Below are 24,778 nucleotides of genomic sequence, written 5' to 3'. Positions count from 1 at the left end.
GAAACGCCCGGTTACATTCCGAACCCGGAAGCTAAGCCTCACAGCGCCGATGGTACTGCAGGGGGGACCCTGTGGGAGAGTAGGACGCCGCCGAACAATCATTCCAAAAAGACCCCCTCCCGTCCGGGAGGGGGTCTTTTTGCGTTACCCTCTGCGAATGCAGAACCTGACCCTCACCTGGCAGTCCGCCGGGGGTACCGCCGCCGTTCTCTACGGCGGTGCGTTCGCCGCCGCGAGGGTCCGGAAGCCGTCGTTGTCGGCGCTGCTGCGGGAGGCCGGCACGCTGCTGGCGCTGTTCGCGCTCTGGCAGCTGGTGGGGCACCTCTCGGTGATGAGCACGGACCACGCGCTGGACCGGGCGAGCTGGATCCATCGGACCGAGCTGGCGCTCGGCCTGCCGGACGAGGTGTCCTGGCAGTCGGCGGTCACGCCGTACCCGGTGCTGGTGCGGCTGGCGAACTACTACTACGCGGTGATGCATTTCGCGGTGATGCTGGTCGTCCTGCTGTGGGTGTTCGTGCGGCACCGCGAGCGGTACGCGTGGGTGCGGAACACGGTGGTGATCACCACGGCGGTGTGCCTGCTGGTGCAGTTCATCCCGGTGGCGCCGCCCCGGATGCTGCCGCAGGACGGCTTCGTGGACCTGGCGGCGCAGTACGGGCAGTCGGTGTACGGCGGCGCGGTGGGCGGTGTGGTCGCCGACCAGCTGTCGGCGATGCCCTCGGTGCACGTGGCGTGGTGCGTGCTGGTGGGGGTCGCCGTGGTGCGGGTGTCGCCGAGCCCGCTGCGGTGGGTCGTGGTGCTGCACCCGGTGCTGACGGTCGCCGTCGTCGTGGTGACGGCCAACCACTTCTGGGCGGACGGCATCGTCGCCGTCGCGATCCTGCTCCTCGCGTACGCCGTCCTGGCGTCGTCGGCCCGGGTGGCACGCCGGCGGGGCCGGGCCTCCGCGCTGGCGGAGGCCCGGCCCCGGTCGGGTGTCGAGCAGGATGCGGGTCAGGCGGACCGGTCGTCTCGGTCAGACCGGTCGTCTCGGCCGGATCGGTCGGATCGGTCGGATCGGTCGAAGCAGGTCACTTGACCGGCAGGGCGATCTTCCCCCAGGCACCGTTGCTGAGGGCGGAGGTCGCCCAGTACCAGGCGGCGAGGCCGGAGGCGGTCGCGACCCAGCCGGCGAACTTCGCCAGCCCGCTCCACTCGCCGAAGGTGGCGAGGGCGCCCAGCGCGAGCGCGACCGTCAGCAGGCCGTAGACGAGCCGGCTCAGCAGGCCCGCGCCCCAGCTCGCGGCGGTGAGGCTGAGGGCGAGCAGGGCCCACAGCAGCAGGAACAGGCCGGCGGCGTTCTTGCCGGCTCCGCCGGCCATCGACCAGGTCGCCCAGAAGGCGCCGAGGCTGGTGAAGGCGGTGCCGGTGAAGCCCTCGCCGCCGCGGAGCTGCCAGAGGCCCGCGATGAAGAGGGTGACGCCGCCGACGAGGTGGGCGAGGTGGGCGGCGTCCCCGACGCCGGTGCCGTGCAGGATGCCGGTGGAGAGCAGACCGTAGGCGAGCAGTGTGAGGCCGAGTGCGAGGTAGCCGAGGTTACCCGCGTCGGCTCCGGTGGAGCGGGCGTTCGTTGCCCCGGTAGCTTCGTTGCTCACCGGAGGCTCCTTTCACTCTGGGCGCGCGCAGGGCGCAGTGACGCAGTGGTGTGGTGGTGACGGAGGTGGATGCGCGCGACCGCGCCGAGGGCGCACGGCAGTGGCGTGCGCGGGCTGCGGTCAGAAGTGATGGGCCAGCGGAGAGCCGCTGGTCGCGTCCCCGCCGGGGGATTCCCCGGTGAGATCGGTGTACCCGGCGTCGTTCGCTTGTACCCTTGTGAAGATAACAATTTGTGACTGCGTCAGCTGCCGAGCGTTCAGAGGCGGAAGCCCGGAAGCCCGGAAGCCCGGAAGCCCGGAAGCCCGGAACCGCTCAGACGGCGCGCTGGGTCGGCACCCGGAGGGTCAGGATCGCCATGTCGTCGGACGGCGGCTCCGGGGCGAAGCGCTCGACCGCGCGCTGCACCCGCATCGCGACGGCGCCTGCGGTGAGGCCGGTGCAGCCGGTGAGCACCTCGGCGAGACCGTCGTCGCCGAGCATCCGCAGGCCCTCGCGGCGTTCGGTCACGCCGTCCGTGACGCAGAGCAGGACCTCGCCGGGGGCGAGCACCAGGTGCTCGGCGGTGAGGTCGAGGTCGTCCAGGACGCCGAGCAGCGGCTGCGGGGTGGCGGCCCGGTCGACCTGGCCGTTGGTGCGCAGTCGCAGCGGCAGCGGGTGGCCGGCGCAGACCAGGGACAGTTCGGTGCTGCCGTCCGGCCGGGGCGTCAGCTCGCCGTAGAGCAGGGTGAGGAAGCGGCTGCGCGAACCCTCGTCCAGGATGGCCGCGTTGAGCCGGCGCAGCACCTGCGGGGCGTCCAGGCCCTCGCGGGCGAGCAGACGCAGCGAGTGCCGGGCGAGGCCGGTGACGGAGGCGGCCTCGGGGCCGGTGCCGCAGACGTCGCCGATGGCGAAGCCGTACGTTCCCTCGCGGATGGTGAACAGGTCGTAGAAGTCTCCGCCGACTTCGTTGCCCTCGCCGGCGGCCTGGTAGTAGACGTCCACCTCGACGCCCGGGATCTCGGGCAACTCCGGTGGCAGCAGGCTGCGTTGCAGGGCCTGGCTGGTGGCGGTGCGCTCGGAGTAGAGGCGGGAGTTGTCGAGGGCGAGGGCGGCCCGGCGGGAGAGGTCCTCGGCGAGTTCGAGGATCTCCTGGCGGAACCGGACGCCGGTGGGGACGCCCAGGGCGAGCAGGCCGATGACCCGGTTGCGGGCGGTCAGCGGCAGCACGACGGTCTCGCCGAGCAGGCCGGCGAGTTCGGGGCTGTCGGTGAGGCCGCCGGCGGCGGCGGTGTCGGCGGGCGCGGTCCAGAAGTCGGCGCCGTGGCTGGGGCCGGCCTCGGGGGCGGGGGTCTTGTCGAGCAGGTCGCGCAGCGGGTCGATCCGGTCCTCGTCCTCGTGCAGGACGAAGGCGAGGTCGGACGGGGAGCCGTGGTCGCCGTTGGTGTAGACGGCGCACCAGGAGGCGAGGGTGGGGACGGCCATCTGGGCCATCAGGGCGAGGGTCTGCTCGTGTTCGAGGGTGCCGGCGAGCAGGTCGGAGGCCTCGACGAGGAAGGACAGCGAGCCGCGGCGCAGGCGCTCCAGCTCAGACAGCCGGGTGCTCTCGATGGCCAGGGCGACCCGGTCGGCGGCGAACTGCAGGCGCAGCGCGTCCTCGTTGTCGTAGCGGCCGGGCGCGGCGGTGGCGATGCCGAGCGAGCCGATCAGCCGGCCCTCGACCTTGAGCGGGACGGTGACCAGGGAGCGCATCCCGCTGCCGGTGAGGAGCGGCAGGCCGGTGGGGCGGGCGGAGAGGTCCTCGTGGACGGAGGGGAGCCGGGCGGAGTCGTAGCGGTTGCCGGACTCGACCGGGAAGCGGGCGTGCCGGCGGTGTCCGGAGGTGAGGCCGGTGGCGGCGCGGACCTCGAACTCGGTCTCGTCCTCGGTGGTGAGCAGCAGGTAGGCGGCGTCGGCGTCGAGCAGGTCGCGGGCGCGTTCGACGGTGCGCTGGAGAAGGCCGTCCAGGTCGTCGGCGGTGGCCGGGCCGGCCATCAGGTCGAGCCGGGGGCCGGTGGGGTCGGGGCGTTCGCCGGGCAGGGTGCGGGCGGGGGAGCGCAGGACGGCGCGGTCGGCTTCGCGGACGAGCAGGCAGAGGGTGGAGGGGACGCCCTCGGTGTCGCGGACGCGGACCTGGACGCCGTACACCTCGACCTCGGTGCCGTCCGGCAGCCGCAGGCCGTAGCCGCCCTCCCAACGGGCCAGCCGCAGGGTGTCGGTGAGGCCGGGGCTGCGGCCGGCGGGGGTGGGCCAGACGGCGAGGTCGGCCCAGGGGCGGCCGAGGACGGTCGCGGCGGGGTGGCGGAAGAGTGCTTCGGCGTCCGGGTTCCAGGCGAGGACGCGGCCGTCCTCGTCGAGTTGGACGACGGCGACGTGGACCGGGCCGGTGCTGCTCGGCAGGTCGCTGCCGGGGGTGGCGGGAACGGCGTAGCGGGTGCCGAGCACGTGTGCGGGCAGGGCGAGTCGGAACCAGACGGTCTTGCGGCCGGCCGCGTACTCGACGCCCCAGCGCTCGGCGAGGGCGGAGCACATCAGCAGGCCGCGGCCGCCCTCGCCGTCAGGGTCGGCGTAGCGGTCGGAGGACGGGACGTCGCCGAGCGAGGGCAGGCCGCGCTCGGGGTGGTGGTCGGTGACCTCGATCCGGACGCTCTCCTCCTCGCGCAGGCAGCAGACGTCGGCGGCGGTGCCGGCGTGCACGACGGCGTTGGTGACGAGTTCGCTGACCAGGACGACGGCGTCGTCGACGACCTCGGGCAGGCCCCAGCCGAGCAGCGCGTCCCGGACGAAACCGCGGGCGGCGGACGCGGAGCGGCCGTCCGGGTCGAAGGTGGCGGCTGCGCGCGCGGTGACCACGTTGCCACTTCTCCTCTGCTGCTCTGGCCCTGGCTGTCCGGGGTGCGGCGCCGACTCCCGGGGCGCGCCTGGCCGGGTGAGCGGCGGCGCTGGGTCGGGTCGTGGCCCGGTGCAGCGCTCCACCCTACTTTCCGCTTGGTACCCCGTGGGGCCGGGGCGCCGAAACAGGCACCAGAGGGTGATTCTGCCCACCCGTTTGTGAGGCTGCCGCATCAACCCTGTGCAACCGGCCGGACACCCGGCGCAGGTGCTGCCAGACTGGGGGGTCCGCGACGGCCGGTGCGAGCAGTACGGTCGGAGTGGATGCCGGTGCGCCGAGCGGCTCGCCGGTGCAGCCCAGCCGGGCCGGTGCCCGGGCGCGTGCCGCAGGGCACGTGCGGTCAACCGGACAGTTCACGATGTGGGAGGGGCCCGTTGAGTTCGGCCACCAAGGACGCAACCGGTACGACGCCGCCCGCCCCGCGCGGCGCACGCTCCGGCACCGCGCCGCGGAACGCGGCCGGGCGGCGGGCGATCCACAACCGCGGCGCGGAGCCGGCCGACCTGCGCAAGCTGCTGGCGGCGCTGACGGCGATGCGGGACGGCAACTTCCGCCGCCGGCTGACGGTTCCGGGTGACGGCCCGTTGGCGGAGATCGCCGCGGTGTTCAACGAGGTCGCCGAGCGCAACCAGCACCTGACCGGTGAACTGGCCCGGGTGCGGCGGGCGGTGGGCCGCGAGGGCCGGCTGAACGAGCGGCTGGAGACGGGCGCGGGCGAGGGCGCCTGGATGGCGGCCGTCGACAACTGCAACGCGCTGATCGACGACCTGGCCCGTCCGATGGCCGAGGTGGGCCGGGTGCTGACCTCGATCGCCGAGGGCGACCTGGACCAGAAGATGGAGCTGCGCTCGCTGCACAGCAACGGGGTGAGCCACCCGCTGCGCGGCGAGTACCTGCGGATCGGGCGGACGGTCAACGGGCTGGTGGACCAGCTCTCGGAGTTCACCGACGAGGTGACCCGGGTGGCGCTGGAGGTCGGGACCGAGGGCAAGCTCGGCGGCCAGGCCAAGGTCCGCAGCGTGTCCGGCAGTTGGAAGGACCTGGCGGACTCGGTCAACACCATGGCCGGCCGGCTGACCGCGCAGGTGCGCAACATCGCCCAGGTGACCACCGCGGTGGCGAAGGGCGACCTGTCCCGCAAGGTCACCGTGGACGTGGCCGGCGAGATGCTGGAGCTGAAGAACACCGTCAACACGATGGTGGACCAGCTGAACGGCTTCGCCGCGCAGGTCACCACGGTGGCCCGGGACGTGGGGACGGAGGGCCGGCTCGGCGGTCAGGCGAAGGTGCCGAACGTGGCCGGGGTGTGGCGCGAGCTGACCGACTCCGTCAACTTCATGGCCGACAACCTGACCGGCCAGGTGCGCAACATCGCCCAGGTGACGACGGCGGTGGCCCGCGGGGACCTCTCGCAGAAGATCGAGGTGGACGCGCGCGGCGAGATGCTGGAGCTGAAGAACACCATCAACACGATGGTCGACCAGCTCTCCGGCTTCGCCGAGCAGGTGACCCGGGTGGCCCGCCAGGTGGGCACCGAGGGGCGGCTGGGCGGTCAGGCGCAGGTGCCGTGGGCGGCCGGCGTGTGGCGGGACCTCACGGACAACGTCAACTTCATGGCGAACAACCTCACCGACCAGGTGCGCGGCATCGCGCAGGTGACGACGGCGGTCGCCAAGGGCGACCTGTCGCAGAAGATCCAGGTGGACGCGCGCGGGGAGATCCTGGAGCTGAAGAACACCATCAACACGATGGTGGACCAGCTCTCCTCCTTCGCGGACGAGGTGACCAGGGTCGCCCGGGACGTCGGCACCGAGGGCATCCTCGGCGGCCAGGCCAGCGTGCCCGGGGTGTCCGGGACGTGGAAGGACCTGACCAACTCCGTCAACCTGATGGCCAACAACCTGACCAGTCAGGTGCGCAACATCGCCGAGGTGACCACGGCGGTGGCGCTCGGCGACGTGTCGAAGAAGATCACCGTCGACGCCCGGGGCGAGATCCTGGAGCTGGTGACCACCGTCAACACCATGGTCGACCAGCTGTCGGCCTTCGCGGACGAGGTCACCCGGGTCGCCCGCGAGGTGGGCACCGAGGGCATCCTGGGCGGCCAGGCCCGGGTGCGCGGGGTGTCGGGGATCTGGAAGGACCTGACCGACAACGTCAACTTCATGGCGTCCAACCTGACCGGTCAGGTGCGCAACATCGCCGAGGTCGCCTCCGCGGTGGCCCGCGGCGACCTGTCCAAGAAGATCTCGATCGACGCGCAGGGCGAGGTCGCGGCGCTGGCCGGCACCCTGAACACGATGGTCGACCAGCTGTCCGCGTTCGCGGTCGAGGTGACCAGGGTGGCCCGCGAGGTGGGCACCGACGGGACGCTGGGCGGCCAGGCGAGCGTGCCGGGCGTGGCCGGGATCTGGAAGGACCTGACCGACAACGTCAACCAGATGGCCAACAACCTCACCGGCCAGGTCCGCAACATCGCGCTGGTGATCACGGCGGTGGCCCGCGGCGACCTCTCGCAGAAGATCGACGTCGACGCGCGCGGCGAGATCCTCCAGCTCAAGACCAACATCAACACCATGGTCGACCAGCTGTCCGCGTTCGCCGACGAGGTCACCCGGGTCGCCCGCGAGGTGGGCACCGACGGGCGGCTCGGCGGCCAGGCCCGGGTGCCGGGCGTGGACGGCACCTGGCAGGACCTCACCGAGTCGGTGAACGAGCTGGCGAACAACCTGACCCGGCAGGTGCGCGCGATCGCCCAGGTCGCCACCGCGGTGACCAGGGGCGACCTGAGCCTGCGGATCGACGTGGACGCGGCGGGCGAGCTCGACGAGCTCAAGGACAACATCAACCAGATGATCGCCAACCTGCGCGAGACCACCCGCACCAACCAGGAGCAGGACTGGCTCAAGACCAACCTGGCCCGGATCTCCGGCCTGCTGCAGGGCCGCCGGGACCTGGAGGCCGTCGCCTCGCTGATCATGACCGAGCTGACCCCGGTGGTCTCCGCCCAGCACGGCGCCTTCTTCCTCGCCCAGCCGGCCGGCCGCACCGCCGAGCTGATCACCGAGGACGACGACGAGAACGACACCGTGCTCCGCATGATCGGCAGCTACGGCTACCAGCGCCGCGCGATGCCGACCACCTTCCGGCCCGGCGAGTCGCTGATCGGCCAGGCCGCGGTGGAGAAGCGGGCGATCATCGTCAAGGAGGCTCCGCCCGGGTACCTCAAGATCGCCTCCGGCCTGGGCGAGGCCTCCCCGGCCCACATCGTGGTGCTGCCGGTGCAGTTCGAGGGCCGGCTGCTCGGCGTGATCGAACTGGCCACCTTCAGCTCCTTCACCACCGTCGCGCTGGACTTCCTCAACCAGATCGCCGACCTGATCGGCGTCACCGTCAACACCATCAGCGTCAACACCAAGACCGAGGGCCTGCTCCTGGAGTCCCAGCGGCTCACCGCCGAACTCTCCATGCGGTCGGCCGAGTTGGAGGCGCGCCAGGAGGAGCTGGAGCGCACCAACGAGGAGTTGCAGGAGAAGGCCGAGCAACTCGCCCAGCAGAACCGCGACATCGAGATCAAGAACAGCGAGATCGAGGAGGCCCGGCAGGTCCTGGAGGAGCGCGCCGAGCAGCTCGCCCTGGCCTCCCGGTACAAGAGCGAGTTCCTGGCCAACATGTCGCACGAGCTGCGCACCCCGCTCAACTCGCTGCTGATCCTGGCCAAGCTGCTCTCCGACAACAACGAGGGCAACCTCTCGCCCAAGCAGGTCGAGTTCGCCGACACCATCCACGGCGCCGGCTCCGACCTGCTCCAGCTGATCAACGACATCCTCGACCTGTCCAAGGTCGAGGCCGGCAAGATGGACGTCCGCCCGTCCCGGATCGCTCTGGTCCAGCTGGTCGACTACGTCGAGGCCACCTTCCAGCCCGTCGCGCTGGACAAGAACCTCGACTTCGCCGTCCGGGTCTCGCCCGCCCTGCCCGTCACCCTGCACACCGACGAGCAGCGGCTCCAGCAGGTGCTGCGCAACCTGATCTCCAACGCGGTGAAGTTCACCGACGCCGGCGCCGTCGACTTCTCGATCGCCCCGGCCGGCGCGGACGTCCCGCAGCACGTGCGCGAGCGGCTGCTGGAGTCCGGCTCGATCCAGGGCCCGGACGACGAGCTGATCGCCTTCGCCGTCTCCGACACCGGCATCGGCATCCCCGGCAACAAGCTGCGGGAGATCTTCGAGGCCTTCAAGCAGGCGGACGGCACCACCAGCCGCAAGTACGGCGGCACCGGCCTCGGCCTGTCGATCAGCCGCGAGATCGCCCGGCTGCTCGGCGGCGAGATCCACGCCGAGAGCGAGCTGGGCAAGGGCTCCACCTTCACCCTCTACCTGCCGCTGCGCGCCGAGGCCCCGGGCACCGCCCCGGCCGAGCCGCGCACGGCCGCGCCCGGTGCCCCGGCGCGGCGGGCCGTCGTCGGCGTGACGCCGGTGGGCCTGCCCGTCCCGGTCGGCGAGAACCCGGCCGACCACTGGGCCCAGGAGGTCCGGGAGCTGGCCGAGGAGCGCCGCCGCGGTGCGGTGGAGCGCCGGCGCACCGCCGCCCTGGAGAGCCTGGCCGGCCCGCGCGCGCCGGAGCCCGCGCCGACGCGGCCGGCCCGCGGCGACACCCGCTTCGACGGCCAGCAGGTGCTGATCGTGGACGACGACGTGCGCAACGTGTTCGCGCTCACCAGCGTGCTGGAGCAGCACGGCCTGACCGTCCTGTACGCGGAGAACGGCCGCGAGGGCATCGAGATGCTGGAGCAGCACGAGAACGTGGCGCTGGTCCTGATGGACATCATGATGCCGGAGATGGACGGCTACGCGACCACCGAGGCGATCCGCCGGATGCCCCAGTTCGCGGGCCTGCCGATCATCGCGCTGACCGCCAAGGCGATGAAGGGCGACCGCGAGAAGTCGCTGGAGGCGGGCGCCACCGACCACATCACCAAGCCGGTGGAGACCGAGCACCTGCTGTCCGTGATGCACGAGTGGCTGAAGCCCGACCGCACGTGAGCCCGGGCGCGGACCGGCCCGGGGGCGTGAACTCCGGGCCGGGCCCCGGGGTTCGCGCCCGCCGGCGGACCGGTTTGCTGGCGGTCGGGCCCGGGAACCGGGTAGGGTCACCGATCGTTGCGAACGGTGACCGGACGGCGACTGACTGCTGAGCGTGCGCCGGAGCACCGGCTGCGCGCCGCTCCCGATCGGGTCACGACGGGGCGGTGTGCCGGGCGAGGGGGTGCGGCTAGCATGACCGGGGTAGCGGTGGGCGGTACGCGGGTGCCCGCACCGGGCGGCAGGCAGGCGACAGGAGGGCGAGCCCCCATGCAGAAGGCGAAGATCCTCCTGGTCGACGACCGGCCGGAGAACCTGCTGGCACTGGAGGCGATCCTCTCCGCGCTGGACCAGACGCTGGTGCGCGCCGCGTCCGGCGAGGAGGCGCTGAAGGCGCTGCTCACCGACGACTTCGCGGTGATCCTGCTGGACGTCCAGATGCCCGGCATGGACGGCTTCGAGACCGCCGCCCACATCAAGCGCCGCGAGCGCACCCGGGACATCCCGATCATCTTCCTGACCGCGATCAACCACGGCCCGCACCACACCTTCCGCGGCTACGCGGCCGGCGCGGTGGACTACATCTCCAAGCCCTTCGACCCGTGGGTGCTGCGCGCCAAGGTCTCCGTCTTCGTCGACCTGTACGCGAAAAACTGCCAGCTGCGGGAGCAGGCCGCGCTGCTGCGGCTCCAGCTGGAGGCGGGCGGCGGGGAGCCGGCCGTGGGCGGGGCGCTCCTGGGCGAGCTGTCCGCGCGGCTGGCGGCGGTGGAGGAGCAGGCGGAGGCGCTGGCCAAGCAACTGGACGGGGTGGAGGACGCCGGGGTGGCCGCCACCGCGGCGCACCTGGAGCGCAAGCTCGTCGGGCTGCGCCGGGCGCTGGACGCGATGCGCCCCGGCGGCGCGTAGCCAGTCCGTCGAGCGTTCACCCGTCCGGGTGATTCGCTGCTGCCGCCGGGTGAAACGCGGTCAGCGTGACGGTGTGTCTGCGACACGTCCCGGCACCCCGGCTCGGCCGCATGTGCACTGGTCGTTCGCCCCGGTAGGCTGCTGACCCATGGCCACTCGTACGCCCGGAAACGCCGCCCGCAAGCCGAGTCCGGGACCGTCCAAGAAGGCCGCGGCCAAGGCCCCGGGCAAGCCGCCCGCGAAGAAGGCGGCCGCCCGCAGGGCCCCCGCGAAGAAGACGGCGGCCAAGTCCGCCCCGCCGCCGCCCCCGCCGCGCCGGGGGCTGCTGATGGGCGCCCTCAACGCCCTCGCCAGCCCGATCGCGGCGATCTTCCGCGGTTTCGGCGACGGCGCCAAGAACCTCCACCCGGCCCACCGCAAGGACGGGATCGGCCTGCTGCTGTTCGCGCTCGCGCTGGTCGTCGCGGCCGGCACCTGGTTCAGCTCGGAGGGCTGGCTGAACGAGGCGGCCACCGCCGTGGTGTCCGGGCTGTTCGGGCGGCTCGACGTGCTGGTGCCGTTCCTGCTGGCCGGGATCGCGATCCGGCTCTGGCGCCACCCGGAGCTGCCGGAGGCCAACGGCCGGATCGTGATCGGGCTGAGCACGCTGCTGGTCGGCGTCCTCGGCCTGGTCCACATCGGCTGCGGCGCCCCCGGGATGGGCAGCGGCGCGTCCCGGATAAGGGCGGCCGGCGGGATCATCGGCTGGGCCGTGTCCACCCCGATGATGGCCGCCGCGGGTGCGGTGCTGGCCGTGCCGCTGCTCCTGCTGCTGGCCTTCTTCGGCCTGCTGGTGGTCACCGCCACCCCGGTCAACCGGATCGGCGAGCGGCTGCGGGGGGTCGGGATACGGCTCGGCGTGGTCGAGCCCGGGCCCGAGGACGAGCTGCACTGGGGGCGTACGCCGGAGCGCGAGCTGTCCACCGACCCGCCGGAGGACGCCGACCCGGACGCGCTGCCCTACGCGCTGGACACCGAGGGGGACGACCCGGGCGACGAGGTCGCCGCCCGCCGGCGCCGCCGCCGGAGGAAGCCCGCCGACGAGGAGCCGGCCGAGGCCGCCCGGATCTCCCTGGACAAGGAGCCGCTGGACCCGTACGCCACCCGCGACCTCGCCGCCGGCGCGGCCGCCGACCTGGACGGCGCGCTGGTCTACGGCGTGCCCGCCTCCTCGGCCGTGGCCGACATGATGCACCAGGTGCAGGACCGCACCGCCCCGCCGGAGGAGCCCGCCGTCCCGGCCGCCCGCAGCGGCGGCCCCGGCGCGCCCGAGGAGCACGGCCCGGCGCCGGTGCGGATGGAGCAGCTGCAGCTCGGCGAGGGCGTCACCTACGCGCTGCCCTCGCTCGACCTGCTGGAGCGCGGCGGCCCGGCCAAGGCCCGCAGCGCCCTCAACGACGAGGTGGTGGCCCAGCTCACCGGCACCTTCGCCGAGTTCAAGGTGGACGCGAGGGTCACCGGCTTCACCCGCGGCCCGACGGTCACCCGCTACGAGGTCGAGCTCGGCCCGGCCGTCAAGGTCGAGCGGATCACCGCGCTCGCCAAGAACATCGCGTACGCGGTGGCCAGCCCGGACGTGCGGATCATCAGCCCGATCCCGGGCAAGTCCGCGGTCGGCATCGAGATCCCCAACCGGGACCGCGAGATGGTCAACCTCGGCGACCTGCTGCGCTCGCGCACCGCCGCCGAGGACACCCATCCGATGGTCGTCGGCATGGGCAAGGACGTCGAGGGCCACACCGTGATGGCCAACCTCGCCAAGATGCCGCACATCCTGGTCGCCGGCGCGACCGGCGCGGGCAAGTCGTCCTGCATCAACTGCCTGATCACCTCGATCCTCGCCCGGGCCACCCCGGACGAGGTGCGGATGGTCCTGGTCGACCCCAAGCGGGTCGAACTGACCGCCTACGAGGGCATCCCGCACCTGATCACGCCGATCATCACCAACCCCAAGAAGGCCGCCGAGGCCCTCCAGTGGGTCGTGCGCGAGATGGACATGCGCTACGACGACCTCGCGGCGTTCGGGTTCCGGCACGTGGACGACTTCAACGCGGCGGTGCGGGCCGGCAAGGTCACCCCGCCGCTGGGCAGCGAGCGCGAGCTGGCGCCGTACCCGTACCTGCTGGTGATCGTCGACGAGCTGGCCGACCTGATGATGGTCGCGCCGCGCGACGTCGAGGACTCGGTGGTGCGCATCACCCAGCTCGCCCGCGCGGCCGGCATCCACCTGGTGCTGGCCACCCAGCGGCCCTCGGTGGACGTCGTCACCGGTCTGATCAAGGCCAACGTGCCGTCCCGGCTCGCCTTCGCGACCTCCGCGATGGCCGACTCCCGGGTCATCCTCGACCAGCCCGGCGCGGAGAAGCTGATCGGCAAGGGCGACGCGCTGTTCCTGCCGATGGGCGCGAGCAAGCCGATCCGGATGCAGGGCGCGTTCGTCACCGAGGCGGAGATCGCCAAGGTGGTCCAGCACTGCAAGGACCAGCTGACCGCCGTCTACCGGGACGACGTGACGGTCGGCGGCGGGCCGAAGAAGGAGATCGACGAGGAGATCGGCGACGACCTCGACCTGCTGATCCAGGCGGCCGAGCTGGTGGTCTCCACCCAGTTCGGCTCGACCTCGATGCTCCAGCGCAAGCTCCGGGTCGGCTTCGCCAAGGCGGGCCGGCTGATGGACCTGATGGAGTCGCGCGGGATCGTCGGTCCGAGTGAGGGGTCGAAGGCGCGCGACGTGCTGGTGAAGCCGGACGAGCTGGACGGGGTGCTGCTGACCCTGCGGGGCTGACGGGGCGTCGTCCGGAGGGCGGCTCCGGCGCCCCCCCGGGGCGTGTCCTCGGGGGGTGTTCACTCGTTCGGAGGGGGGTAGGCGACCTTCGGGGAACCGAACGTCCGGGCACGGCGTCCCAGGGCCGTAACGGCGCATCCCGGGTTCCCCGTACGCCCCGCTGACCGGCCGTCGGCGGGGCCGGCCCTCCGGCCGGAGCGGGCGCGCGCATTCGGGCCTGCTCCGCTTGAGAAACGATCCGCCCACGCCCCTAGACTGTTCCCCAGCAGGTGGCCATCCGCTCGAAAGGCGTGCCCCGTGACCATCGGCAAGTCCCGCGACCACGAGAACGCCCCGTCGTCCGTCCAGCCGACCGACGACGCGGTGCAGGCGGCCGGTGCCCCGAGCATCGGCCGGGTGCTGTCCACCGCCCGGATCGACGCCGGGCTCACGGTGGACCAGGTGAGTTCGGCGACCCGCGTCCGGGTGCCGATCGTCCATGCCATCGAGGAGGACGACTTCGGGCGCTGCGGCGGCGACTTCTACGCCCGCGGGCACATCCGCGCGATCGCCCAGGCGGTCGGCGCGGACGGCGAGGCGCTGGTCGCCCGCTACGACGCGGCGCACGGCGGCTCGCCCGCCTCCAAGCGGCCCACCCAGCTGATCGACAGCGGCCCGATCAAGGTGCCCGGCCGCGGCCGGCCCAACTGGGCCGCGGCGATGGTCGCCGCGATCGTCGCGGTGGTCGCGCTGATCGGCTTCAACCTGGTGAGCGGCAAGGGCGGCCACAGCTCCACCGGCTCCGCCAGCGCGCCGCTGCCCAGCGGCTCCGGCACCGGCTCGGTGGCCCCGGCTCCGGCCTCGCCCGCCGCGCAGCCGCCGGCGCCCGCGCCGAGCGCGGCCGCGATCGCCGCCGTCCCGGCCGACAAGGTCACCGTGAAGCTGGTCGCCCAGGGCACCAGCTGGATCTCGGCGACCGACGGCAACGGCAAGTCGCTGTTCCAGAACAACATCAGCGAGGGCCAGGACCAGACCTTCACCGACGCCAAGCAGATCAAGCTGGTGCTCGGCAACGGCGGGGCCGTGCACGCGTACGTCAACGGCAAGGACCTCGGTCTGCTCGGCAAGGACGGCCAAGTGGTGCACGTCACGTACACCCCCGGCGACCCGCAGGCGGGCTGACCGCAGGGGCCCCCGGGGCCCGGTGATGATCAGGTGATCCGAGGCGCGCGGCCTCCGGGGCGAACGGCACCGGAGGCCGCGCGTTAATCTTGGGCCTATGCCTGAACGCCGCACTGTCGCCCTTGTCACGCTCGGATGCGCCCGCAACGAGGTGGACTCCGAGGAACTCGCCGGGCGACTGGAAGCCGACGGCTGGTTGCTCGTCGACGACGCCGCCGACGCCGACGTCGCCGTGGTCAACACCTGCGGCTTCGTCGAAGCCGCCAAGAAGGACTCCGTGGACGCCCTGCTGGAGGCCAACGACCTCAAGGGTCACGGCCGCACCCAGGCCGTCGTCGCGGTCGGCTGCATGGCCGAGCGGTACGGCAAGGAGCTGGCCGACGCGCTGCCCGAAGCGGACGGCGTGCTCGGCTTCGACGACTACACCAACATCTCCGACCGCCTGCAGACCATCCTTTCCGGCGGCCACCACGCCCCCCACCTGCCGCGCGACCGCCGCAAGCTGCTGCCGATCAGCCCGGCCGAGCGGCAGTCCGCCGCCGAGGCCGTCGCCCTGCCCGGCCACGGCGCCGAGGCCCCCGCCGAGCCGATCGCCGACCTGCCCGAGGGCCTCGCCCCGGCCTCCGGCCCGCGCACCCTGCGCAAGCGGCTGGACGACAACCCGGTCGCCTCCGTCAAGCTCGCCTCCGGCTGCGACCGGCGGTGCTCCTTCTGCGCGATCCCGGCCTTCCGCGGCTCGTTCATCTCCCGCCGCCCCTCCGACGTCCTGAACGAGGCGAAGTGGCTGGCGGAGCAGGGCGTCCGGGAGGTCGTCCTGGTCAGCGAGAACAACACCTCGTACGGCAAGGACCTCGGCGACATCCGGCTGCTGGAGACGCTGCTCGGCGAGATCTCCGCGATCGAGGGCGTCGAGCGGGTCCGGGTCTCCTACCTGCAGCCGGCCGAGATGCGCCCCGGCCTGATCGACGCGATGACCGGCACCGCCGACGTGGTGCCCTACTTCGACCTGTCCTTCCAGCACTCCGCGCCCGCGGTGCTGCGCCGGATGCGCCGCTTCGGCTCCACCGACCAGTTCCTGGAGCTGCTGGGGACCATCCGCGACAAGGCCCCGCAGGCCGGCGCCCGCTCCAACTTCATCGTCGGCTTCCCCGGCGAGACCGAGGAGGACTTCGCCGAGCTGGAACGCTTCGTCACGAACGCCGGGCTGGACGCGATCGGCGTCTTCGGCTACTCGGACGAGGACGGCACCGAGGCGGCGACCTACGACGGCAAGCTGTCCGAGGACGTGATCGCCGAGCGGCTGGACCGGCTGAGCCGGCTCGCCGAGGAGATGACCGCCCAGCGGGCCGAGCAGCGGATCGGCACCGAGGTCGAGGTGCTGATCGAGTCGATCGAGGACGGCGTGGTCGAGGGTCGCGCCGGCCACCAGGCGCCCGAGACGGACGGCCTGACCACCCTCACCGGCGTCGAGGCCCCCGAGATCGGCCAGTTCTGGCGGGCGAAGGTGACGGCCAGCGAGGGCGTCGACCTGATCGCCGAGGCGCTGGAGCAGGTCCGGCTGCCCCGGACGTCCGGGGCCGAGGCTCCGGGAGCCGGGGAATGACCAAGGGGCCCGGCGCCCCGGCCGCGGCCCACCCGGGAAGACCGGCGGCCGCGGTGCCGTCGACCCCGGGGATCTGGAACATCGCCAACGTGCTCACGATGGTCCGGGTGCTGCTGGTGCCGGTCTTCGTGGCACTGCTGTTCGCCGACGGCGGGCACGACCCGAAGTGGCGTTCGGTCGCCTGGGCCTCGTTCGCGATCGCGATGATCACCGATCTGTTCGACGGTGAACTCGCCCGCCGCAAGGGCCTGGTGACCGACTTCGGGAAGATCGCCGACCCGATCGCGGACAAGGCGATCATGGGCTCGGCGCTGATCGGGCTCTCGCTGCTCGGCGACCTGCCCTGGTGGGTCACCGCGGTGATCCTGGCCCGCGAGCTGGGCATCACGCTGATGCGCTTCTGGGTGATCCGCTACGGCGTCATCCCGGCCAGCCGCGGCGGCAAGCTCAAGACGCTCACCCAGGGCACCGCGGTCGGCATGTACGTGCTGGCCCTGACCGGCTGGCTGGCCACCGGGCGGGCCGTGCTGATGGCGCTGGCGGTGCTGCTCACCGTGGGCACCGCGCTGGACTACATCGGGCAGGCGCTGCGCCTGCGCCGCGAGGGCCTGGCCGCGGAGCGCGCGGGCCGGTGAACGGACGGGGGCACGGGTGAACGCGGCGCACGGGGTGGACTTCGAGCTGGCCGAGCGGGTGCACGCGGCGTTGCGCGCCGAGGGCGGCACGCTGGCCGTTGCCGAGTCGCTGACCGGCGGGCTGCTCGCCGCCGCCCTGGTCGACGTCCCCGGGGCGTCCGCGACCTTCCGCGGCTCGGTCACCGCCTACGCGACCGGGCTGAAGGCCTCGGTGCTCGGCGTGGACGAGGGCCTGCTGGACGTGTACGGGCCGGTGCACCCGCTGGTGGCCGGGCAGATGGCCGAGGGCGTGCGCAGACTGCTGGGCGCCGACTACGGGCTCGCGACGACCGGGGTCGCCGGTCCGGAGCCGCAGGACGGACAGCCGGTGGGCACCGTACACCTCGCGGTCGCCGGTCCGGGGGGAACTCTGGTCAGATCGCCCCGACTGTCCGGCGGGCGTGCCACAATCCGTCACGGAGCGGTGACCGCCGCACTGGAGCTGCTGGCCGGCCGGCTCGCACAGCGAGACGCCGGCTGAGAGGAATCTCCACCGAACCGAGATCCGCCGGACCGGTGCTCGGGGGACGGCCCGGCTGGAGGATCGTGTTACATCCGAAGGCCTGGTGGGGCAGAAACCAGGTGGCGAACGAGTTGCGTGATGGTGACCGGGTGGTCGGCGTCGGGTACCACGAGGGGCCCGCGAACCCGGGTAGGACACCGGAACGAAGAGGGGGGCAGCCTTGCAGCCCAGAGTGAACACGACCGGGGTCCCCGCACGCGAAGCGGCCAAGGCGGTACGGTGGGGGCGTGACATCTCGATCCGCAGTCCGAGGAGGGAGGCACCGATGATCCTGCTCCGTCGCCTACTGGGCGATGTACTGCGTCGGCAGCGCCAGCGCCAGGGCCGCACACTCCGCGAGGTGTCGGCGGCCGCCAGGGTTTCGCTCGGATACCTCTCCGAGGTCGAGCGGGGACAGAAGGAGGCCTCCTCGGAGCTGCTCTCCGCCATCTGCGACGCACTCGACGTCCGGATGTCCGAGGTCATGCGCGAGGTCAGCGACGAACTGTCGCTCGCCGAACTTGCGGCGATGGCCACCCTCTCGGAAGGTGATCTGCTGAGGCCGGTACTCGAACCGGTTCCGCTTCCCGCCCCCGGCACCGACCGGGCGACCATGTCGCCCAAGGCTGCCGCGATGGACGTGGTCGCCGCCTGATCCGGCCTCGCCAGTCCGGGCTCCCGATGCCCGGGGCGAGCGGAGGAGGCGGTCGTGCGGAGAACCGCGACGGTGCGCACGGTGGCCCGAATACGGTTGCGGGCGCGGCGATCGGTGCCGTGGACGGCCGGTCGGGTCCTGGTGGTCCTGGTGGTCCTGTCGGCCGGGCTCGGCTGGTGGCTGTCGGCCGTCCGGAGCGGACTGGTCGACGGCGCGGTGCTCGGACTGCTCGCGGCCGGCGGCTGGGGGCTCGGGCTGATCCCCGTCCACGCCGACCGGAACGCCACCGGGCCGGCCCGCCGCCCGCGCGCGGAGAGTGCGGCCCCGGTGGAGGCGCAGCCGTCACCGATCGAGTGAAACAGCCGAACGGACCTGGCCGGAGGCCGCGGGGTCGACGACCCCGCGGCCTCCGGCGTTTTCTCGGCCCGGTGGCCCGGTGGCCCTACGGCCGTAGCCGCAGGCCGCGCGGGGTGGGGTGGAAGCCGGCCTCCTCCAGGGCGGCGCCCAGGGCCGAGCCGAGGGCCGGCTCGCCGTTGGCCCGCTCGACGGTGACGGTGCCGAGCGCGCCCTCCCGGGCGGCGGCCGCGAGGGCGCCCGCCGCGAGGGCCAGCGTCGGCCCGTCCTCCGGCCAGGCCAGCAGGGACTTGCCGCCGCGCTCGACGTACAGCGCCAACTCGCCGTCCACCAGCACCACCAGGGCGCCGGCCTTGCGGCCCGGCCGGTGCGCCTTGGACTCCTTCGCCCCCGGGGCGGCCGGCGGCTCGGGCCAGGGCAGCGCGGCGCCGTAGGCGTTCGCCGGGTCGGCGGCGGCCAGCACCAGCGGCTGGGCCGGCTCGGCGGCCGGGGCGGTCGGCCACTCGACGGCCCGGGCCCGCTCCAGCCGGCCGTTGACCGAGCGCAGCCGGTCGGCCGCGCCCTCCATGGCGAACTGGGCGCCGCCCAGGCCCTCGACGAAGTAGCCCCGGCGGGCCCGGCCGCGCTCCTCCATCGCGGCGAGCACCCGGTAGACCCCGGCGAAGCCGCCGGGCACCCGCTCGGCCGCCACCGTGCCCCGGGTGAGCAGGCCGTGCCGGTCCAGCAGGCTCTGTGCCTGGGCGGTGGCCCGGACCGTCGGGTCGGCGGCGAGGGCGGGCAGCAGCGACCAGCGGCCGGCCGTCGTGGGCGGGCCGCCGCGCAGGGCGCCGGCCGCCCGGCCGAAGGGGCGGCCGGCGCCGCCGTAGCGGCCGCGCGGGGTGGCTCGGGGCGCCCGGTGGGCGGTGGCGCCCGCCGTCCGGCCGGAGCCGAGCAGGGCGCGCAGCGGGGCGAGGGTGTCGTTGGTGACGTAGCCGGCCCAGACCAGGTCCCACAGGGCCTCGACGGCCTCCGGCTCGGGGGTCTCCGGCGGCAGCTGCTGGACGAGTTGGCGGAAGAACAGGCCGTAGCCGCCGGCCAGTGCCTGCAGCAGGGCGCTGTGCACCGGGGTGAGCGCGGGCGGGACGGGCTCGGGGCGCAGCAGGTGGGCGTTCTCGGCCAGGTGCAGGCTCAGCCAGCCGTCCTTGCCGGGCAGTGCGCCGGCACCGGACCAGCCGATCTCGCCGGCCGCCGTCAGTTCGTCCAGCAGGGCGGGGGAGTAGTCGGCGACCCGGGCCGGGAGGATCAGCTTCTCCAGGGCGGAGGCGGGCAGCGCGGTGCCCTGGAGCTGTTCGACCGCGCGGAGCAGGCCGTCCGGGCCGCGCAGCCGGTGACCGGCCAGGTGCTGCCACTGCGGGAGGAAGGCGGCCAGGGCGCGTGGCGGGACGGGCTCGACCTCCTGACGCAGGGCGGCCAGCGAGCGGCGGCGCAGGCGGCGCAGCACCTCGGCGTCGCACCACTCGGGGGCGAGGTGGCTGTCGGCCGGTCGGAACTGGCCCTGGACCAGGCGGCCGGCGGCGGTCAGGCGGTGCAGGGTGCCGGTGACGACGGCGGTGCCCAGGCCGTAGCGGGCGCCGGCCTCGGCGGCGGTGAAGGGGCCGTGGGTGCGGGCGTGGCGGGCCAGCAGGTCGCCCAGCGGGTCCTTGACCGGCTCGGTGAAGGCTTCGGGGACGCCGACCGGCAGCGGGGTGCCGAGCGCGTCGCGCAGCCGTCCGGCGTCCTCGATCGCGGCCCAGCGCTGCTCGCCGGCGATCCGGACCTGGATCACCCGGCGGGCGGCCTCCAGCTCCAGCGCCCAGAGCGGTTCGGCACCGCGGGCGGTCAACTCGGCCTCGGTGAGCGGGCCGAGCAGGCGCAGCGCGTCGGCGACGCCCTCGGCGTCCTTGATCCGGCGCTCGGGGGTGCGGCGCTGGAGCTCGGCCTCCAGCTCGGCGAGCACCCCGGGGTCGAGCAGTTCGCTCAGTTCGGCCTGGCCGAGGAGTTCGGAGAGCAGCCGGGAGTCGAGCGAGAGGGCGGCGGCGCGGCGCTCGGCGAGCGGGGAGTCGCCCTCGTAGAGGAACTGGGCGACGTAGCCGAAGAGCAGCGAGCGGGCGAAGGGGGACGGCTCGGGGGTGGTGACCTCGACCAGGCGGACGGCGCGGGATTCGAGGTCCCCCATCAGCTCGACCAGGCCGGGGACGTCGAAGACGTCCTGCAGGCACTCGCGGACGGCTTCCAGGACGATCGGGAACGAGCCGTACTCGGAGGCGACTTCGAGGAGTTGGGCGGCGCGCTGGCGCTGCTGCCAGAGCGGGGTGCGGCGGCCGGGGCTGCGGCGGGGGAGCAGCAGGGCGCGGCCGGCGCACTCGCGGAAGCGGGAGGCGAACAGGGCGGAGCCGCCGACCTGGTCGGTGACCAGCTGCTCGATCTCGGTGGCGTCGAAGAGGGCGGCGTCGGCGCCGACCGGGGCTTCGTCGGTGGTCGTCGGCTCGGCAGGGAAGTCAAGGAGGTCCGCGTCGGGCAGGCGGAGCACGATGCCGTCGTCGGCGTGCATGACCTGCGGGTCCAGGCCGTGCTTCTCGCGCAGCCGGGCGCCGAGGGCGAGGGCCCACGGGGCGTGCACCTGGGCGCCGAAGGGGGAGTGGATGACGATCCGCCAGTCGCCGAGCTCGTCCCGGAAGCGCTCGACCACGATGGTGCGGTCGTCCGGGAGGTGGCCGCAGGCGGCGCGCTGCTCGGCCAGGTAGTCGAGCAGGTTGGCGGCGGCCCAGTCGTCCAGGCCGGCCTGCTTGAGGCGGTCGGTGGCCTCCTGGGGCTTCAGCGCGCCCAGTTCGCGGGTGAACGCGCCGAGGGCGCGGCCGAGTTCGAGCGGGCGGCCGAGGGCGTCGCCCTTCCAGAACGGGAGTCGGCCGGGGACGCCGGGGGCGGGGGTGACCAGCACCTTGTCGTGGGTGATCTCCTCGATCCGCCAGGAGGTGGTGCCGAGGGTGAAGACGTCGCCGACGCGGGACTCGTAGACCATCTCCTCGTCGAGTTCGCCGACCCGGCCGCCGCCCTTCTTCGGGTCGGCGCCGGCGATGAAGACGCCGAACAGGCCGCGGTCGGGGATGGTGCCGCCGGAGGTGACGGCGAGGCGCTGGGCGCCGGGGCGGCCGGTGACGGTGCCGGCCACCCGGTCCCAGACCAGGCGGGGGCGCAGCTCGGCGAAGGCGTCCGAGGGGTAGCGGCCGGCCAGCATGTCGAGCACGGCGTCGAAGGCGGACTGCGGGAGGGTGGCGAACGGCGCGGCGCGGCGGACCACGGCGAGCAGGTCGTCCACCGGCCAGGCGTCCAGGGCGGTCATCGCGACCAGTTGCTGGGCCAGCACGTCCAGCGGGTTGCGCGGGATGCGCAGCGCCTCGATCCGGCCGGCCCGCATCCGCTCGGTGACCACGGCGGACTGCACGAGGTCGCCGCGGTACTTGGGGAAGAACACGCCGGTGGAGACGGCGCCGACCTGGTGGCCGGCCCGGCCGACCCGCTGCAGGCCGGAGGCGACCGAGGGCGGGGACTCGACCTGGACGACGAGCTCGACGGCCCCCATGTCGATGCCCAGCTCCAGGCTGGAGGTGGCGACCACGGCGGGCAGCCGGCCGGCCTTCAACTCCTCTTCGACGAGCGAGCGTTGCTCCTTGGAGACGGAGCCGTGGTGGGCCCGGGCGATGACCGCCGGAGCGCCCTTGGCGGCGCCGGAGCCGCCCATCAGCTCGGCGGGGGCGTGCGCCTCGGGGACGGCGGTGCCGGTGGCGCGCTCGTACGCGATCTCGTTCAGCCGGTTGCACAGCCGCTCGGCGAGGCGGCGGGAGTTGGCGAAGACGATGGTCGAGCGGTGCGCCTCGACCAGGTCGACGATCCGCTCCTCGACGTGCGGCCAGATCGACGCTTGGCGCTGCGGGTCGGAGCCGGCGGCGCCGCCGGTGGCCGGGGCGGCGGGCAGGTCGTCCAGGTCGGGGACGGGGACGACCACCGAGAGGTCGAACTCCTTGGCGGCGGGCGGCTGGACGACGACGGCGCCGCGCCGGGGGCTCAAGAAGCGGGCCACCTCCTCGACGGGCCGTACGGTCGCGGACAGGCCGATCCGGCGGGCGGGGCGGTCCAGCAGTTCGTCCAGGCGCTCCAGGCTGAGGGCGAGGTGGGCGCCGCGCTTGGTGCCGGCGACGGCGTGCACCTCGTCCAGGATCACCGTGTCGATGCCGCGCAGCGCCTCCCGGGAGGCGGAGGTGAGCAGCAGGAAGAGCGACTCGGGGGTGGTGATCAGGATGTCCGGCGGGTGGGTGGCGAAGCGGCGGCGGTCGGCGGCCGGGGTGTCGCCGGAGCGGATCGCGACCTGGACCTCGGGCTCGGGCAGGCCGAGCCGGACGGCGGCCTGGCGCAGGCCGGTCAGCGGGGCGCGCAGGTTCCGTTCGACGTCCACCGCGAGGGCCTTCAGCGGGGAGACGTAGAGCACCCGGCAGCGGCGCTTGGGCTCGGCCGGGGGCGGGGTGCTGCTGAGCCGGTCGAGGGCGGAGAGGAAGGCGGCGAGGGTCTTGCCGGAGCCGGTGGGGGCGACGACCAGGACGTCGGTGTCCTGCCGGATGGCGCGCCAGGCCTCGGACTGGGCGGTGGTGGGGGCGGTGAAGGCACCCGTGAACCAGGCCCGGGTGGCCGGGGCGAAGCCGGTCAGCGGGTCGTCGGCGGGCGGGGTGGGGTGCTCGGGCGCCATGCCCCCATGGTGCCGGGTGGGACTGACAAGCGGGCGGGCGCCGGCCGGCGGGTGCGGGGCGGCGGGTGCGGGGCGGTGTAACCGGGGGAGCAAGAATGGCAATCCGCTCATATGGTGATGATTCGGACACGTGATCAATTCGTGGCCGCGACCCCACCGGACCGACGAGCGGAGACCGTGCGATGGCGCAGGCGCACCCGTCCGGCAGCCCCGCCCGGGCCGCCCGCCGCCGCGTCCGCGGGCCCGCCCGCGCCCTGCTCGCGATGCTGCTCACCGCCCTCGTGGCGGGCGGCGCCGTACCTTACGTCTCCGGGCCCGGACGGGCGTACCTCAGCTTCCTGGTGCTCGCCGAGCAGGTGGACGCGACCGGCGCCGCCCGGGCCGGGGCGGAGAGCCGCGCGGCGGGCGGGCAGGTCGTCCAGGAGTACCCGCAGATCGGGGCCGTCCTGGCGTACGCCACCGGCGACTTCGCCGACCGGATGCGGGCCCGCCCCGGCATCGCGGCGGTCGGCGCCACCCGGACGGCGCCCGTGGTCGGCCCGCCGCGCGGGGTCGCCGGCACCGGGGACTTCGCCGCCGGCACCACCCGGGCCGGCGGACCGGGCAGCGCCGACCGCAGGGACGACGGCGGGACGCCCACCGTGCCCGACCCCGCCGAGGGCGACGCCTGGAACCTCGCCATGCTCGGCGTCGCCACCGCCCGGACCGGCGACGCCTCCGCCCCGCCCGGCGTCGGCACCCCGCCGAACCCGGAGGCCCTGCGCAAGGTGCTCGTCGCGGTGCTCGACTCCGGCGTCGACGACACCCACCCGGACCTGCGCGCGGCCGTCGACCCCAAGGCCTCCGCCTCCTGCGCGGACGGCCGCCCCGACGCCCGGGTGGGCGCCTGGCGGCCCGACCCGGGCGTCGGCGAGAGCGGCCACGGCACCCACGTCGCCGGGATCGTCGGCGCCGCGCGGGACGGGCAGGGCGTCACCGGGGTCGCGCCCGGCGTGCGGATCGCCGCCGTCCGGCTGCTCGGACCGCTCGGCCAGTACTACGCCGAGAACATCGTCTGCGGCATGCTCTGGGCCGCCGACCACGGCGCCCGCGCGATCAACAACAGCTACTTCGCCGACCCGTGGAAGTACAACTGCCCCGAGGACCGCGACCAGGCCGCGCTGATCGCCGCGGTCGGCCGGGCCGCCGACTACGCCCGGCGCAAGGGCGCCGTGGTGGTCGCCTCCGCCGGGAACGACGGGCAGGACCTCGGCGCCGCCCGCACCGACGAACGCAGCCCCAACGACCGGGTCTCCGGCCCGCCCCGCACCCGCTACCTGGGCACCGAGTGCGTCCGGCTGCCCGGCGAACTGCCCGCGGTGCTCACCGTCACCGCCGTCAACCGGGACGGCCACCCGTCCTCCTACTCCAACTACGGTCGCGGCCACGTCTCGCTCGCCGCCCCCGGGGGCGACCCGGACGGCGGGCCCCGGGGGGCGATCGTCTCCGACTGGCCCGGCGGGCAGTACGCCGCGCTGGCCGGCACCTCGATGGCCGCGGCGCACGTCACCGGCGCGGTCGCGGTCGCCGCCGCGCTGCACCCCGACTACGACGCCGACCGGCTCGCCGCGCTGCTCGCCACCACCGCGGCGGCCGCCTGCCCGCCCGGGCCGTACGCGTGCGGGGACCGGCAGTACTTCGGCGCGGGGCTGCTCGCCCTGCCCCGGTGAGGCG

General features: G+C 74.0%; 14 protein-coding genes and 1 rRNA gene. 12 read left to right on the top strand and 3 right to left on the bottom strand.

The annotated features are described in order from the left end of the window. Window positions 1-96, top strand: a 5S ribosomal RNA gene (gene rrf / locus VM95_RS38920); the annotation flags it as partial. A gap of 61 nt (window positions 97-157) precedes the next feature. Further along, the gene (locus VM95_RS19205) at window positions 158-1,081 is read left to right on the top strand and encodes a phosphatase PAP2 family protein (protein ID WP_078860157.1); all 924 of its coding nucleotides are present in this window, start codon (window positions 158-160) and stop codon (window positions 1,079-1,081) included. On the opposite strand, the gene VM95_RS19200 is transcribed toward VM95_RS19205, so the two are convergent. Further along, on the bottom strand, window positions 1,074-1,637 hold the full coding sequence (locus VM95_RS19200; protein ID WP_045698424.1) for a GPR1/FUN34/YaaH family transporter: 564 nt from the start codon (window positions 1,635-1,637) through the stop codon (window positions 1,074-1,076). The genes VM95_RS19205 and VM95_RS19200 overlap by 8 nt on opposite strands. A 313-nt stretch (window positions 1,638-1,950) precedes the next feature. After that, window positions 1,951-4,506, bottom strand: a complete 2,556-nt coding sequence (locus tag VM95_RS19195) for a SpoIIE family protein phosphatase (protein ID WP_045698421.1) — start codon at window positions 4,504-4,506, stop codon at window positions 1,951-1,953. A gap of 573 nt (window positions 4,507-5,079) precedes the next feature. On the opposite strand from VM95_RS19195, the gene VM95_RS19190 reads away from it, so the two are divergent. The 9 genes from VM95_RS19190 (at window position 5,080) to VM95_RS19150 (ending at window position 18,312) form a co-directional block, all read left to right on the top strand. Continuing rightward, complete coding sequence (locus VM95_RS19190; RefSeq protein WP_045698446.1) at window positions 5,080-9,591, top strand: HAMP domain-containing protein; 4,512 nt, start codon at window positions 5,080-5,082, stop codon at window positions 9,589-9,591. A 309-nt stretch (window positions 9,592-9,900) separates the two neighbouring features. Beyond that, entirely contained in the window at window positions 9,901-10,536 is a 636-nt protein-coding gene (locus VM95_RS19185; protein WP_045698419.1) for a response regulator, read from the top strand. Window positions 10,537-10,684: 148 nt separating this feature from the next. Then, on the top strand, window positions 10,685-13,360 hold the full coding sequence (locus tag VM95_RS19180; protein ID WP_045698417.1) for a DNA translocase FtsK: 2,676 nt from the start codon (window positions 10,685-10,687) through the stop codon (window positions 13,358-13,360). A gap of 297 nt (window positions 13,361-13,657) precedes the next feature. Continuing rightward, on the top strand, window positions 13,658-14,521 hold the full coding sequence (locus VM95_RS19175) for a helix-turn-helix domain-containing protein (protein WP_045698414.1): 864 nt from the start codon (window positions 13,658-13,660) through the stop codon (window positions 14,519-14,521). Window positions 14,522-14,618: 97 nt separating this feature from the next. Next, entirely contained in the window at window positions 14,619-16,124 is a 1,506-nt protein-coding gene (rimO, locus tag VM95_RS19170; protein WP_045698412.1) for a 30S ribosomal protein S12 methylthiotransferase RimO, read from the top strand. Beyond that, a complete protein-coding gene (gene pgsA / locus VM95_RS19165; RefSeq protein WP_045698410.1) occupies window positions 16,121-16,759 on the top strand; it encodes a CDP-diacylglycerol--glycerol-3-phosphate 3-phosphatidyltransferase in 639 nt (212 codons plus the stop codon). Before rimO ends, pgsA begins: the two co-directional genes overlap by 4 nt. Before the next feature lie 16 nt (window positions 16,760-16,775). After that, window positions 16,776-17,279: a CinA family protein gene (locus VM95_RS19160; RefSeq protein ID WP_425265327.1), complete on the top strand. Its 504-nt coding sequence runs from the start codon at window positions 16,776-16,778 to the stop codon at window positions 17,277-17,279. Between the two features lie 307 nt (window positions 17,280-17,586). Continuing rightward, a complete protein-coding gene (locus VM95_RS19155; RefSeq protein WP_045698408.1) occupies window positions 17,587-17,955 on the top strand; it encodes a helix-turn-helix domain-containing protein in 369 nt (122 codons plus the stop codon). 54 nt (window positions 17,956-18,009) lie between these two features. Beyond that, on the top strand, window positions 18,010-18,312 hold the full coding sequence (locus tag VM95_RS19150) for a hypothetical protein (protein WP_244178846.1): 303 nt from the start codon (window positions 18,010-18,012) through the stop codon (window positions 18,310-18,312). Between the two features lie 85 nt (window positions 18,313-18,397). Here VM95_RS19150 and VM95_RS19145 read toward each other — a convergent pair whose 3' ends face one another. Next, window positions 18,398-23,065 carry an ATP-dependent helicase gene (locus VM95_RS19145; protein ID WP_045698404.1) on the bottom strand — a complete coding sequence of 1,556 codons (4,668 nt, stop codon included), beginning with the start codon at window positions 23,063-23,065 and terminating at the stop codon, window positions 18,398-18,400. Between the two features lie 182 nt (window positions 23,066-23,247). Here VM95_RS19145 and VM95_RS19140 point away from each other — a divergent pair, with 182 nt between their 5' ends. Then, window positions 23,248-24,774, top strand: coding sequence for a S8 family serine peptidase (locus VM95_RS19140; RefSeq protein ID WP_045698401.1), 1,527 nt, complete (start codon window positions 23,248-23,250; stop codon window positions 24,772-24,774). The last annotated feature ends 4 nt before the right edge of the window (window positions 24,775-24,778 follow it).

It is taken from the genome of Streptomyces rubellomurinus (assembly GCF_000961885.1).
GTDB classification, from domain to species: Bacteria; Actinomycetota; Actinomycetes; order Streptomycetales; family Streptomycetaceae; genus Kitasatospora; species Kitasatospora rubellomurina.
Note: the sequence above shows the minus strand (reverse complement) of the source record. Positions and strands in the feature narration are given on the sequence as shown.

Coding starts and splice junctions, on each gene's coding strand:
- VM95_RS19205 (WP_078860157.1), top strand. CDS start 158: ATGCAGAACCTGACCCTCACCTGGCAGTCCGCCGGGGGTACCGCCGCC.
- VM95_RS19190 (WP_045698446.1), top strand. CDS start 5,080: ATGCGGGACGGCAACTTCCGCCGCCGGCTGACGGTTCCGGGTGACGGC.
- VM95_RS19185 (WP_045698419.1), top strand. CDS start 9,901: ATGCAGAAGGCGAAGATCCTCCTGGTCGACGACCGGCCGGAGAACCTG.
- VM95_RS19180 (WP_045698417.1), top strand. CDS start 10,685: ATGGCCACTCGTACGCCCGGAAACGCCGCCCGCAAGCCGAGTCCGGGA.
- rimO (WP_045698412.1), top strand. CDS start 14,619: ATGCCTGAACGCCGCACTGTCGCCCTTGTCACGCTCGGATGCGCCCGC.
- pgsA (WP_045698410.1), top strand. CDS start 16,121: ATGACCAAGGGGCCCGGCGCCCCGGCCGCGGCCCACCCGGGAAGACCG.
- VM95_RS19155 (WP_045698408.1), top strand. CDS start 17,587: ATGATCCTGCTCCGTCGCCTACTGGGCGATGTACTGCGTCGGCAGCGC.
- VM95_RS19145 (WP_045698404.1), bottom strand. CDS start 23,065: ATGGCGCCCGAGCACCCCACCCCGCCCGCCGACGACCCGCTGACCGGC.
- VM95_RS19140 (WP_045698401.1), top strand. CDS start 23,248: ATGGCGCAGGCGCACCCGTCCGGCAGCCCCGCCCGGGCCGCCCGCCGC.